This is a genomic window from Zoogloea sp. (genome assembly GCF_030157465.1).
GTDB lineage: Bacteria > Pseudomonadota > Gammaproteobacteria > Burkholderiales > Rhodocyclaceae > Zoogloea.
This window is the reverse complement of the sequence record NZ_JAOAUU010000169.1, coordinates 69,223-82,656: the sequence shown is the minus strand read 5'-3', so window position 1 is coordinate 82,656 and position 13,434 is coordinate 69,223. Positions and strand designations below refer to the sequence as shown.

12 protein-coding genes are annotated in these 13,434 nt (G+C 65.7%); 7 read left to right on the top strand and 5 right to left on the bottom strand.

Annotated elements, in window-relative coordinates:
• The 4 genes from Q1W26_RS20765 to Q1W26_RS20750 all read right to left on the bottom strand — a co-directional run.
• Nucleotides 1-400, bottom strand: a 400-nt coding sequence (locus Q1W26_RS20765; RefSeq protein ID WP_300444590.1) for a YceI family protein, incomplete at its 3' end; no start/stop codon positions are given.
• Between the two features lie 37 nt (nucleotides 401-437).
• Complete coding sequence (locus Q1W26_RS20760; RefSeq protein WP_300444586.1) at nucleotides 438-1,013, bottom strand: YceI family protein; 576 nt, start codon at nucleotides 1,011-1,013, stop codon at nucleotides 438-440.
• A gap of 24 nt (nucleotides 1,014-1,037) precedes the next feature.
• Entirely contained in the window at nucleotides 1,038-1,577 is a 540-nt protein-coding gene (locus Q1W26_RS20755) for a cytochrome b (RefSeq protein ID WP_300444583.1), read from the bottom strand.
• A 5-nt stretch (nucleotides 1,578-1,582) separates the two neighbouring features.
• Nucleotides 1,583-2,395: a class III extradiol ring-cleavage dioxygenase gene (locus Q1W26_RS20750; RefSeq protein WP_300444580.1), complete on the bottom strand. Its 813-nt coding sequence runs from the start codon at nucleotides 2,393-2,395 to the stop codon at nucleotides 1,583-1,585.
• 131 nt (nucleotides 2,396-2,526) lie between these two features.
• Between Q1W26_RS20750 and Q1W26_RS20745 the strand changes: the two genes are divergently transcribed.
• The 7 genes from Q1W26_RS20745 to tpx all read left to right on the top strand — a co-directional run bounded on the left by Q1W26_RS20745 (nucleotide 2,527) and on the right by tpx (nucleotide 12,844).
• The gene (locus Q1W26_RS20745) at nucleotides 2,527-3,429 is read left to right on the top strand and encodes a LysR family transcriptional regulator (protein ID WP_300444577.1); all 903 of its coding nucleotides are present in this window, start codon (nucleotides 2,527-2,529) and stop codon (nucleotides 3,427-3,429) included.
• A gap of 176 nt (nucleotides 3,430-3,605) precedes the next feature.
• The gene (locus Q1W26_RS20740; RefSeq protein ID WP_300444574.1) at nucleotides 3,606-6,230 is read left to right on the top strand and encodes a cytochrome c; all 2,625 of its coding nucleotides are present in this window, start codon (nucleotides 3,606-3,608) and stop codon (nucleotides 6,228-6,230) included.
• A 13-nt stretch (nucleotides 6,231-6,243) separates the two neighbouring features.
• Entirely contained in the window at nucleotides 6,244-7,116 is an 873-nt protein-coding gene (locus Q1W26_RS20735; protein ID WP_300444571.1) for a hypothetical protein, read from the top strand.
• Between the two features lie 35 nt (nucleotides 7,117-7,151).
• Entirely contained in the window at nucleotides 7,152-9,170 is a 2,019-nt protein-coding gene (locus tag Q1W26_RS20730) for a hypothetical protein (protein ID WP_300444568.1), read from the top strand.
• 18 nt (nucleotides 9,171-9,188) lie between these two features.
• A complete protein-coding gene (locus tag Q1W26_RS20725) occupies nucleotides 9,189-10,709 on the top strand; it encodes a cytochrome c (RefSeq protein ID WP_300444565.1) in 1,521 nt (506 codons plus the stop codon).
• 13 nt (nucleotides 10,710-10,722) lie between these two features.
• Nucleotides 10,723-12,219: a c-type cytochrome gene (locus tag Q1W26_RS20720; RefSeq protein ID WP_300444562.1), complete on the top strand. Its 1,497-nt coding sequence runs from the start codon at nucleotides 10,723-10,725 to the stop codon at nucleotides 12,217-12,219.
• A 121-nt stretch (nucleotides 12,220-12,340) separates the two neighbouring features.
• On the top strand, nucleotides 12,341-12,844 hold the full coding sequence (gene tpx, locus Q1W26_RS20715; RefSeq protein WP_300444559.1) for a thiol peroxidase: 504 nt from the start codon (nucleotides 12,341-12,343) through the stop codon (nucleotides 12,842-12,844).
• A 66-nt stretch (nucleotides 12,845-12,910) separates the two neighbouring features.
• Here tpx and Q1W26_RS20710 read toward each other — a convergent pair whose 3' ends face one another.
• Nucleotides 12,911-13,264 carry a diacylglycerol kinase gene (locus Q1W26_RS20710; RefSeq protein WP_300444556.1) on the bottom strand — a complete coding sequence of 118 codons (354 nt, stop codon included), beginning with the start codon at nucleotides 13,262-13,264 and terminating at the stop codon, nucleotides 12,911-12,913.
• Nucleotides 13,265-13,434: the final 170 nt, after the last annotated feature.

The window sequence follows — 13,434 nt, the reverse complement described above, 5'->3', positions numbered from 1 at the left end:
TCAGGGTGACCGGCTTGGTGATGCCCTTGAGGGTCAGGTTGCCTTCGATGGTGGCGGGGGCGTCACCCTTGAAGTTCACCTTGGTGGACTTATAGGTGGCGGTCGGGAACTGGGCGGTGGCCAGGAAGTCCTCGCCCTGGATGTGCTGGTTGAACAGCGGGTAGCCGGTGTTCACCGAGGTGGTATCGATGGTCACATCCACCGAGCCGGTCTTGGCCGCGCGGTCGAGGGTGATGGTGCCGGTGGTCTTGTCGAAGCGGGACAGCTGCACCGAGTAGCCGAGGTGGTTGTACTCGAAGCGCGGCAGGGTGTGGGTGCTTTCGATGGTGTAGGTCTCGGGGGCGGCGAAGGCGGCGGACGAGATGCCGGCAGCGATGGCGAGGGCGATGATTTTCTTCATGGATTGTCCTTTTTGAACTGCTGTTGGGGTCGGAGTCTTACTTTTTGGCCGCGGCGGCCGGGGCTGCCACGACGTGGAACTTGATTTCGATTTCGTTGGCAACGGCAGAGACATCGGCCCATGGACCTTCGCCGATATTGTAGTCCATGCGCTTGAGCACGAATCCGCCGTCAAAGACGCCGTTGCTGCCGTCCTGCTTGAAGGTGAAGGGGGCCACGATGTCGCGGGTCTGGCCCTTGATGGTCATCTTGCCGATGGCTTCGAAGCGGTTTCCGCCGAGCGCCTTGACGCCACTCGACACGAACTTCGCGGTCGGGAAAGCCTTGACGTTGAACCACTGCTTGCCGACCACCTCGTCGTTGGCGTCCTTCGAGCCGGCGTCGATGCTGGCGAGGTCGATTTCGAGCACGGTGCTGGCTGCGGTGGGTTTGGCCGGATCGAAGGCGATCTGGGTGCTGAACTTCTTGAAGCTGCCGGGCACCGGCACGCCCATCTGCTTGGACGAAAAGGCGAGGCTGCTCTTGGCAGCATCCACTTGCTTGAACTCGACAGCCTGGGCGGCGCCGGTAATCAGCAGGGCTGCGGCGGGCAGGGCGATATGGCGAAAATTCATGGAATCTCTCCGGGGGTTGTTCTGTTATTTGGCAAAGGGCAGCATGCGGCGCAGGGTGCTGTCCCGGTCGATGACGTGGTGCTTGAGCGCGCCGGCAATGTGCAGGCCGACGAGGATGAAGAGCGCCCAGTTGAGTGCTTCGTGCACTTCCTTCAGCAGATCGCCGAGGTCGGGGTTCTTGGCGAGCAGGTCGGGCAGCGGCAGCACGCCGAAATAAACGGTCTGGAAACCTTTGGCCGAGCTCATCAGCCAGCCCGACAGCGGCACCAGGAACATCAGCAGGTAAAGCAGGTGGTGCGTGCCTTCGGCAATCCTGTGCTGCCAGGCCGGCATGGGCAGCGCGGCGGGCGGGCGGTGGGTGATGCGCCACAGGATCCTCGGCACGAAGAGCAGCAGCACGGTGATGCCGATCCACTTGTGGTACGAGTAGAGCTTGAGCTTGTCGGGCGACAGCGGCAGATCGTGCATGTAAACACCGAGGGGCCAGGCAAGGATGATCAGCAGCGCGATGATCCAGTGGGCACTGATGGCCGGGCCGGTATAGCGTTGGGTGGAAGGATTCATTCTTTTCAGTGCTCCAGTGTGATGGGGGCCGGGCTGGCGTCCTGCCAGAGATAGGCATCCATGGACAAGCCGCCGTAAGTGTATTCGGGTTCCAGGCGAAGGGGCTTTTCGCCGGGCTGTGCGGCGCCAAGGGCGGCAAAGAGCGGCAGCAGGTGCTCTTCGCTGGGGTGGGCGTCGGCGCCGTGGGGGGCGAGGCGGCGGTAGTCCAGCAGCGTCGGGCGGTCGTCCCGGGCGAGGGTTTCGCCGATCCAGTCGGAAAAGGCGATGGCTTGCGGCCGCGGCTGGCTATTGGTGCCCCAGGTGAGCCAGCCGAAGTTGTGAGTGACTGCGCCGGAGCCGAGGATCAGCACGCCTTCGTCGCGTAGCGGGCGCAGTGCGGCGCCGATGCGACGGTGCCAGTCGGGGCCGGCGTGGGGTTGCAGCGCCAGCTGCACGACGGGGATGTCGGCTTCCGGGTAGAGGGCCTTGAGCGGAATCCAGGCGCCGTGGTCGAGCCCGCGCTCGGGCACTTCGGCGTTGGGCAGGCCGGCTGCGGCAAGGAGTTCACGCACTCGGGTGGCCAGCGCCGGGGCGCCGGGGGCCGGATAGGTCATGGTGTAGAGCTCCGCCGGAAAACCGCCGAAATCGTGGATGGTCTCGGGCGTTGCGGCGGTGCTGACTGTTGGCTCCTTCGCGGCCCAGTGGGCGGAAATCACCAGGATCGCTCGCGGGCGGGGCAGGTCGGCGCCCAGGGTTTCCCACATGTGCACGGCGGCTCCGGGGTTGAGCAGCACGTCGGGTGCGCCGTGGGAAACGAAAAGTACGGGTTGTCGGCTCATGCAGGGCTCCCTGGAGCAATGTTGCGTGGTGTGTGCGGCGAATGGCCTCTGTGACATGGATGCACTGTAGACTTTTGATTCGTTCCAAAATAGCCTTTAATGAAGACATCTTTGTTGCTGGAATTGAAACAATGGATCGACTGAGTGCGATGGACGTCTTCGTTCGCGTGGCCGAGACCGGCAGTTTCACTGCTGTTGCCGATCACCTCGGCCTTGCCCGGTCGATGGTGACGCGCCAGGTTTCGGCGCTGGAGGCCCATCTGGGCGTCAAGCTCATCGCCCGCAGCACGCGCAGCCTCAAGCTGACGGCCGAAGGCGAGGTTTACCTCGAACGCTGTCGTGAAATCCTCGGCCTTGTGGGCGCCGCCGAGGGCGATCTGTCGGGCGGGGACCGCAGGCCCCGGGGGCCGATCCGCATCAGTGTGCCGGTGAGTTTCGGCGTGCGCTACCTGGCGCCGCTGGTGGCCGAATTCGTGAATATCCAGCCGGAGGTGAGCCTCGATGTGGATTACAACGACCGCCAGGTGAACCTCATCGAGAGCGGCATCGACATGGCGGTGCGCATCACCAGCCAGCTTGATCCGACCCAGGTGGCGCGCCGGCTCAGCACTTCGCGCATGCTGACGCTGGCCTCACCCGATTACCTGGCCCGCCACGGCCGCCCCGAACTTCCGCAGGATCTGGCGGCCCACCATTGCCTTGGCTACACCGCCAGCGCGCGTTCGAGCTGGCCCTTTCGGGTCGATGGTGAAACCCTGTGGGTGCCGGTCAAGAGCCGCCTGCAATCCAACAGCGGCGATGCTCTGGTGGATGCCTGTCAGCGTGGCCTCGGCATCTGCCGCCAGCCCAGCTTCATCGCCGCGCCGGCGCTCAAGGCCGGCCTGCTCGAGGCCATCCTCACCGACTATCCGGGGCCGGAGGTCGGCATCTACGCGGTGTTTCCGAGCAACCGCTACCTGCCCACGCGGGTGCGCGCACTGGCGGATTACCTCGCCGAGTGCCTTGGTCCGGTGCCCAGCTGGGATCAGGGCTGAACCGGATGGCATCGTGCAAGATTTGCCGGATGCTGCGTTGCAGTGGTCATGATCTTTGCTATAACACCATCATGACCGGCCCCGACAGAGAGGCCCACGACTGACCTGCAGGGCATGCATCCTGCAGCAGCAGGGCAAGCGCCGGGCGTGCACTCTTCCGTTAAGGAGATGCAGCCATGAAACGCACCCATCTGGTCGCGCTCGCGGCCATCCTTGCAGTTTTTGCATCGTGGTTTCTGATGCGCCCCGGCGGGGTGGATCCCGGCCCGCAGCTTGCCCAGGCCCATGCACAAAACGCGCCGGCCGCAGTCGCCTCCACCGCAGCCTCGGTGCCTGATCCCGGCCAGGTCGATCAGGATCTGCCTTACCGTGAATCGTGCGCCCGCGAAGGGCTCAACGAATCCGAATGCGTCGGTCGCCTGATCTGGTTCAAGGCCACAGCCGGCAATGAACGCTTTCATACCTACACTTTCCAGCAGCGCGTCGGAGTGCTTGTCGACTGGTTCCGCGTGCTGCGCACCGACCAGCGGGATGACCGCTTCTGGGCCTGGGGAATCATCAACGACCCTTCCTGCTGCAAGCCCGGCGAGGCCGATTGTCCGGCCAAATCGCTCGATGAAACCTATGGATTCGACTGGTGCCCCGGCGACGACGTGCTGCTCAAATACGTGGGCAAGCCAGGCTACGTGGACCCGGCCTGCGGCCTGAAAGACGCCGCCCTCGACCCCCTGGATCCGCACAGCCAGGCCGGCAAGCTCGACCAGCGGCATTCGGCCTGCGATCTTAAATTTGGCACCTCGACCGGTGCGCTGGGCATTCGCAAGTTTCCCAACCCGCGCTTCGACCCCGAAAAATGGAAGGCCGTTAATGGCGGCTTTGGCGGCAACGCCGGCTGGGCCGGCTTCGACCGCCGCATGGACAGCACCACCGGCATCGAATCCGACAGCCGCGTGAGCAAGCTCGCGGACGCCTCGATCGAGCCGCCCTTCCTGATCGGCACCTCGTGCGGCTCCTGCCACATCGCCTTCGATCCGCTCAAGCCGCCGGCCGACCCGGCCCACCCGAAGTGGGAGAACATCAAGGGCCTGGTGGGCAACCAATACACCCGCATGTCCGAGCTGCTGGGGTCCGGCATGCACAAGTCGGCGCTTGAATACCAGATGTTCGCCCACGCCCGGCCCGGCGTGACCGACACCTCGGCGATCTCCCACGACCAGGTGAATAACCCCGGAACCATCAACGCGCTGATCAATGTGGCCCAGCGCCCGGTGTTCAAGGGGGAGGCGGTGAGCAAGTGGCGCAAGGTGGCGGAATGTGGCGCCGAGAAGGACGAAGGCAAGTGCTGGTGCGAGCCCGGCCGTCAGGGCAAGTGCTGGCAGTTCTCGACCCGCAGCGACGACGTGACGCCGGTTTTCCTCGCCGGCACCAAGGTCAATCTGCCCGGCATTCACCACATCCTTAAAGGTGGCGAAGATTCCACCGGCGCCCATGAGGCGATCCAGCGGGTGTATTTCAACATCGGCTCGTGTTCCGAGCAGTGCTGGGTGAATCACTTCACCGACATGCGGCAGGTTGACCCTGAACAGCGCGGCTTTGGCCAGACGCCGTTCAATGTCGGCCAGTGCCGGCGCGACTGCCCCAACTTCCGCGCGGTGGAAGACCGCCTGCAGAACATCCTCGACTTCTTCGCCTCGGCCGAATCCGACGAAACCGACCTGCATGTGGCCCGGGCCAACGCCCGCAAGCTGCCCGCCTACAGTCGCGCCGACCTCGTTGCCGATCTCGACAAGGAATTCGGCAAGGACGCCGTGGCCCGTGGCCAGACGGTGTTTGCCGAAAACTGCGCGCGCTGCCACTCGAGCATTCCCGAGGCCGAGGGCGGGCCGTTCAAGAGTCGCGATTTTGCCGCGCCGAATGACGCCCACCCGCGCAAGCTGCGTGCGGATTTCCTCGGTAACGACCAGGCCACGCCGGTGACCGAGGTGGGCACCTTCCGTTGCCGCGCGCTGCACTCCAACCACATGGCCGGCCATCTTTATATGGAATACGGCAACGAAGCCATGCGCGGCCGGGCCGTGGTGCCCGACATTCCCGAGCAGAACGCGCTGAAAGACGGTGGCCGTGGCTACATGCGCAATGTCTCGCTCGTGAATGTCTGGGCCACGGCGCCCTTCATGCACAACAACGCCATCGGCCCGGAAATCTGCGGCAAGCCGGCCAACAAGGCCAATGATTTCCACCGTGCCCGCTACGCCGGCGACGACAACACGCTGCTCGCCAGCCAGCCCGAGTGCCTGCGTTACGACCCGAGCGTCGACGGGCGTTTCGATCTCTACAAGCGCTCCATGCACGAGCTGCTGCACCCCGCGGCGCGCGGCCGAAAGATAACGCTGACCAACGCCGATCTGCTGATCGACCTGGGCATTCGTCCGCTGGAAGGCAAGACCGAAAAACCGCTGGGTGGCTTCGGCCAGGTGAAGATTCCGCAGGGCGCCAGTGCGGGTTTCATCAACGGCCTGCTGCACAAGCAGCTCATCGGCGACATCGTGCTCGCCAAGCGCGACCCGGCGCGGCTCGAAGCCGCCGGCAAGAAGGCCCTGGTGCCCACGCTGCAGGCGATCGCCGACGAGGTGATTGCGCAGCCGGGCCGTTTTGTCGCAATCCTGCGCGAGAAGCGTGACTTTTTGTCGGCCAACTACCAGACCTGCGACCAGCTGGTGGAAAACGAAGGCCACCGCTTTGGCGAAGATTTGTCCGAAGCCGACAAGAAGGCCGTTACCGCCTTCCTCGCCACCCTGTGAGGGGAGAACCGCCATGAAAGCGCTTGCCGCCACCGTCCTCGCCCTCAGTCTCGGCCTCGTTGCCTGCACTCGCGAGACGCCGCCGCCCGGCATTGCCTTTGCGCCGTGGGACAAGAGCCACGCCTCCAAGCCCGACTTTGCCCAGGTGGACTACGCCTACCCGATCCCCGCCGCCGAAATGGCCAAGATCACGCCCGAATACCTGGCCACACTCGAGCAGGAGCAGATCGACCAGATTTACGCCCGCCTCACCGCCGGGCCGATTCCCGATGGCGCCTTCGACGGCAAAATCCTGTTGCCCAAGGGCGCCAGCGGAAAGCTGCGGCTGGCCGAAATTGTTGGCGGCTTTGCCGGCAAGGCGCTGGAGCTCAAGGGCCTGATGCTGGACGACCTTGGCGAAGCGATCTGGCGTGGCAAGGTTTTTTACCGTGAAGAGCGGGTGCTGCGAAACCGCATCGAGGATTTGAGCGTGCTGAAAAAAATGGGCCTGGTGACCGGCGAGCCGAAAAAAATGGATTTTCACGGCAAGGAAACCTGGCTGCTTTTTCCGGCCAAGCTCTACTGTGGCCAGAGTCTCCTCGACGCCCGGCGTGAATCCATCATCATCGATTACTTCTTTACCGACGAAATCCCCGGCTACCAGGAAAACCCCGACTTTCTCGCCGGCCGCCGCGGCCTGCGCGTGCGCGACGAAATCCGCATGATCCGCCCTGGGCTCTACCTCGGCCGCGCCTACCTCGACCGGGGCTTCGCCCTCAACTTCACGCTCTACAACAAGGACATGGATGACCAGGGGCGGGCCGCCTTCGTGAAGACCGGCCAGGTGCAGGAAGACTGCTGGCCCGGCACCCAGGCGCGCAAGGTGCTGGCCTCGGCCGGCGGCTGAGGGCCGCGCGGAGGCCGGCCAGGTGGAGCGCCGCCATGATCCGCCGGATCGCGACCCGCACGCTCTTGCTGGCCAGTCTGGCCCTTGGTGCCCCGGCGTGGGCCGCTGAGCCGCTCGCCACACCCGTCATCGATCCGGCAGCTCCTGGCGATCACCTGCCGCCGTCCGGTGTTTCTCTGTTCGACCAGCTGTTTGCCGACAACCGTGGTGGTCACGCCGTGCCATTTCCGTTCGAGAATCTCCTTGCCCGCCTTGACGCCCAGCTGCGGCGGGATCCGGCCAGCCCGCTGCCACCGGCCAAGCGGGTGCTGATTCCCCTTGGCCGCTCGTTGCAGCGCACCGCGGCGGCGCCGGACTACTTCGAATCTCCCCGCGTCGTGGTCGGTGTCGATTCGCCGCCTGCATTCGGCGCGCTGCTTTTGAAGGATCGCCTCTACCTCGGCTACCAGGAAAAATCCGCGGTGCTCGAAGTCATCAGCTACAACGAGGCGGCAGGGCGGTTCGAGTTTCAGCTGGTCAAGAATTACCGGGCGGGCGGGCGGCCGCAGGTTTTCTACGCCAACCGCAACATCTGCTACGCCTGCCACCAGAACGGCGCGCCGATTTTCTCCCGCGCGCTGTGGGACGAAACCAACGCCAACCCGGCCATTGCCGCCCGGCTGACGGCCACCGGGCGCCCCTTCTACGGCATCCCGCCCGGGCGCGGCGTGGATGTGCCTTACGCCATCGACAATGCGGTGCGCCGTGCCAACCGTTTTGCGCTCACCCAGCGCCTGTGGCGCGAAGGCTGCGGCACGGGCGAAGTGGGGGCACGTTGCCGCGCCGGGCTGTTTGCCGCCGCGGTGCGCCTGCGTCTGGCCGGCGACAGGGCACCGCCGTTTGATGCCGCCTTCGGCGCAAACGTGGCCCGGCCGCTGCGCACCAATGGCGCCCGCGTGTGGCCGGCCGGCCTTGCGCTCGGTCGATCCGACTTGCCCAATCGCAACCCGCTGCAGGGCCTGGCGAGCTGGCCCGACGACGCGCCGGCACGCGTCGCCCTCTCGCATGTGGCGGCCCGTTTCGAGCCGCTGCTGCCGCGTCCGCCAGAAGGCGGGTGGCGAGCCGACGCGCCGGAGGCCGTGACCGAAGCCGTGGCCGGCCTCGCCGAATTTGTGGTGGACGGCGACTGGCCGCAACTGGAGGCGGCCCTGGCGCGGCGCGCAGATGCCTTGCCGCGGCTCACCCGGACGCTGGATTGCGCACGCTCGACGGGCGGGCGCGCCTCCCGCTGTCGCGGGGCCGATGGCGCCACGCTGGATCTGGCCGACGGTCGCGTCGAACGCCTGAGCCTTGCCGGCGAACCGCCGCAACCGCCTTTTTCGATCACCACCGCCGTGCGCCTTGCCGGTGGCAACCTGCTTGAGCGTATCGACACCGGCGAACTGGCCGACGGGGCAGGGCGCATCACGCTGCGCCTGCGCGCGGACAGTCAGGCGCTGGCCGCGGCGATGGATGCCGTGCTCACCCGCCCCGACGGCCCGGCGCTTCTGGATGAACAGCCGATTCCCCGTGCCGCCCTGATTGCCGCGCTACTGCGAGCCCTTGGCGATGTGCCGCGCAAAACCGCGCCGATCACCGTGCCTGCCCCGCGGCTCGAAACCCCGGTCAGCCAGCCCAGCGCAGCCGTGAGCGGCCCGCAGCCCCCCGGAGTGGCGCGTTTTCATGCCTGGTGCGCGGCCTGCCACCTGAGCGCCGAGCAGTTTCCACCCAACTTTTTGAGCGGCCCCGGGGCGGAGCTGGAGGCCCGCATCCGCCAGTGCGCGCCGCGCATCTTCGTGCGCCTCGCGATGGCCCGCCGCGCCCCCGCCGATCGCGAAAAAACGCCCATGCCGCCCGACACCATGCTGCCAGCCTTTGGCAGCGACGCTGCGGCCTGGGCCACGAGCCCGGAGCGCGCCGCACTGGAAACCGTCGTCGCCACCTTGCTGAAGGCGGAAACCGGCCGCGACCCCGATCCCGACGCCATGCTCGCCCGTGGCTACGAAGCCCTGCGCCCCTGCCTTGCCGGGCACTGACCCACCGAGGAGGTCGTCATGCCAATCATCCCCGCCGTGCCGTCACCCTCCCGCTGGAAGCGTCGTTTCCAGGCGCTCGTCGCGATCGCCGTGGTGCTGCCGGCCACCATAGTGCTGTGGCTCGTCGGCCGTTTTGGCGCGGATTCACCGGTGGATTACACGGGCCCGGTTGAACACTTCAAATATGGCTCCACCGGCGGCGAGCACGAAATGGGTTTTCCGTACTGGATCTGGCGCGCGCTGCCCGAGGTGTGTGCGCATTACCTGCCCGGCCCGGGCTACGCGTCCCTCGGCATGCTCTATGAGCACAACCCCGACGGCAGCCTGAAGGATCTGCCCGTCGGCACCTCGAAGCGGCGCTACCAGGGCGTCGACCGGGTTTTCGTGAATTGCGCCGTGTGCCACACCAGCACCGTTCGCACTGCGCCCGGCGAGCCGCCCTTGCTGGTGCCCGGCATGCCGGCGGCGCTGTTCAACATGCAGGCCTTCGAGGAGTTCTTCTTCCGCTGCGCGGCCGATCCCAAGTTTTCAAAGGAATATCTGCTCCCCGAAATCCGGCGCCAGGGCGGCGACCTCGACCTGCTCGACCGCTACCTCGTCTACCCGGTTGCCATTGCCATCATGCGCGACCGGGTGCTGGCGCTCAAAGGGCGCTTCGAATGGGTTTTCGAGCAAAAGGATTGGGGGCCGGGGCGGGTCGATACCTTCAATTCGGCCAAGGTGATCTTCAACTTTCCGATGGCTCACCTCGACCCGAAGGAGTTCGACGCGCCGGCCGATTTTCCGTCGATCTGGCTGCAGCGCCCGCGCCGCGAACCGCGCGCGATGGAGCTTCACTGGGACGGCAACAACACCGACATGACCGAGCGCAACAAGAGCGCCGCCTTTGGCACCGGCGTCACGCCGCCCACCCTCGATGTGCCGCGCATCAAGCGCGTCGAGGACTGGATTCTCGAGGCCGAACCGCCCGCATTTTCGACGCTCTTTTCCATCGACCCGGCCCTGGCCGCCCGCGGCGCGCCGATCTACCGCGAATACTGCGCCGCCTGCCATGGCGCCTCGGGGCGTGATTTCAGCGGTGAATACGTCGGCCGTGTCACGCCGCTGGCCGAGATCAGCACCGATCGCCGCCGCCTCGACTCCTACAGCGAAACGCTGGCGGTCAACCAAGCCACGCTCTACGCCGGCTACCCGTGGCGCTTCAGCCAGTTTCGCAAGACCCACGGCTACGCCAACATGCCCCTGGACGGCATCTGGCTGCGTGCGCCTTACCTGCACAACGGCTCGGTGCCCAGCCTGCGCGATCTGCTCGAACCGGCGGCGGCGCGCCCGGTCGAGTTCTGGCGCGGCAACGACGTGTTCGATCCGGTGAAGGTCGGCTTCGTCTCGGACCAGCCCGAGGCGGGCGGGCAAAAATTCTTCCGCTTCGACACCCGCGCAGCCGGAAACGGCAACGGCGGCCACGAAGGCCGGGCTTACGGCACCGCGCTGCCGGCCGATGACAAGGCCGCCCTCGTCGAATTTCTCAAAACCTTTTAGCCGGGAGAACGTCATGGGCTCAGCTATCGAACAATCCCGAGCGGAACACCGCCGGGCCTGGTTGCGGGCCGGATTGCTGGTGCTGGCGCTGCTGATCCTTGCCGGCGCCTATCTGGGCTGGAGCCGCGGTTTTCGCGAGGAAGCGCAGCCGGCCTGGGTTTTCGAGTCGCCCGAAATGCGCTTCAAGTATGGCTCGATCGGCGCCGAGCACGACGCCGGCATTCCGTACTGGATCTTTTACGTACTGCCGCGGGTGTTCCCGGAGAAATTCCGCCGGGACGGCCAGATTGCCCCCGGCGGCTACGCAGCCCTGGGGGTGGCCTGGGAGCAAGGCCGCGAACTGCCGGCCGGCTTCACCAAAAAAACCATCGGATTTCCCCGTGTCGCCAACAACTGCGCCGCCTGCCACACCACCCGCTACCGGGCCAGCCCCGATTCGAACCCGGTTTTTGTGGTGGGAGGGCCGGGCCATACCCTCAACATCGAAAATTTCTTCCGCCTCCTGATCGACTGCGCCCGCGATCCGCGCTTCGACGCCGACATCCTGATGGCCGAGATCAACCGGGTGACCGACCTGGACGTGATCGACCGGCTGCTCTACCGCTTTCTCGTCATTCCCATCACCAAAAAGCGCCTGCTCGAGAGGGAGGCGCAGTTTGAATGGATCTACCGCACGGATTTTCCCGACTGGGGGAATGGCCGCGACGACGGCATGAACCTCACCAAGTATTTCCTGATCCGTGCGCCGATGGACGACACCTTTGGTCCGGCCGACATTCCGGCCATCTGGAATCTCTCCAAGTACGACGCGACAAAAGGGCGGCTGCCCAACTACGCGGGTGACACCCACGACGTGCATTCGGTGGTGATCGATTCGGCCCTGGGTGTGCTCGGCGCGCCGCCGGCCAACAAGGCGGAATTTCTCGAGCAGGTCAAATGGCTCAAGGATTACCTCTCGACCCTGCCGCCGCCCAAATATCCCTTCCCGGTCGATGCCGCGCGCGCCGCGGCCGGAAAGCCTCTGTTCGACGCCCATTGCGCCACCTGCCATGCCAGCGAGCGCGCCGGCACGCGTTTGCCGCTTGCCGACGTGGGCACCGATCGGAGCCGCCTCGACACCTGGAGCCGGGACGCGGCGATCAAGGCCAACCGCATCGTCACCGAAATGGGCATTCAACGTCGCGGGCTGGTGGAGGAAGACCTGCCCGGCTACAAGATTCCCTTCCTCGACGGCATCTGGCTGCGCGCGCCCTATCTTCACAACGGCGCCGTGCCCACGCTGCGGGATCTGCTCGAACCGGCCGCAGCGCGCCCAAAAATCTTCTGGCGCGGCTATGACGTGTTCGACCCGCAGAACGTCGGCTTCATCACCGAAGGCGACGAGGCCCGGCGCTACGGCACGCGCATGGATACGGCGGAGAAAGGCAGCGGCAACCAGGGCCACGAGTTCGGCACCGGCCTGCCGGCTGGCGACAAGGCGGCCCTCGTCGAATACCTCAAGACACTTTGAACACACCCCCGGGCGCAGGGCCGGCTTGGCAAGATAGGCCGGTGGCGCCTAACATCCGGCTGCCGGCACCAAATCCGCATGCCGACGCACAACAACATCATCAAACCCCAGGAGCTCCAGAATGTCGAATACCGTAACCCTCGGCGGCAACGCCGTGCAGGTCGAAGGCAACTTTCCGCAAAAGGGCCAGGCCGCCCCGTCCTTCACCCTCGTCGCCAAGGATCTCGCCGACACCCCGCTGGCCAGCTTTGCCGGCAAGCGCAAGGTGCTGAATATTTTCCCGAGCATCGACACGCCCACCTGCGCCACCTCGGTGCGCAAGTTCAACCAGTCCGCCTCCGGCCTCGCCAACACCGTGGTGCTGTGCATCTCGGCCGACCTGCCCTTTGCGCAGAACCGTTTTTGCGGTGCGGAAGGCCTGAACAACGTGGTTAATCTGTCCACCCTGCGCGGCGCGGCCTTCCTGAAGGATTACGGCGTTGCGCTGGCCAGCGGCCCTCTCGCCGGCCTTGCCGCCCGTGCGGTCGTGGTGCTCGACGAGAACGACAAGGTGCTGCACAGCGAGCTGGTTTCCGAAATCAAGAACGAACCCGACTACGCCGCCGCGCTGGCAGCGCTGGGCTGATCGGTCGCCTGTTCGCCTGAGTTTGAGTGTGCCGCGGGCGCTGCTGCAGTTTTTTCAGCCCGCGGTTCAGCGCAGGAGTTCCGCCAGATAGGCCAGTCCCACCCCGATCGCGATCAGCGAGGCAAGCAGCACCGCGCCGGCCGCCACATCCTTGGCAAAGCCGATTTCCGGGTGCTGGCCTGGATGCAGCAGGTCGGCCAGCGCTTCGATCGCCGTGTTGGCCATCTCCGCCACCAGCACCAGCCCGATTGCCAGCCCGACCAGCGCCCACCACAGCGCCGCCGCTCCGGTCAGCGCCAGAAATATCACCACCCCGATCACCGCCAGGCCGTGCGTGCGCATGCTCTGCTCACGCCGAAAAGCCGTCACGACCCCGTTCAGGGCATAGCCGAAGCGCCGTATGAATCCTTGTCCCTTCATGCCGAGGACTGTACGCCAAGCCCGAAGCCATATAAATGATCGTCGGCATGCACCACCGATTGCCGGAGCCCATCGGGCGCATTGCGTTGGGATAAAGCGGAAGCGCGCGACCGCCGCAGTCTGAGCGGGCAGACGCACCGGGTTTTGCATCCGCGGGCTAAAGAAAACCT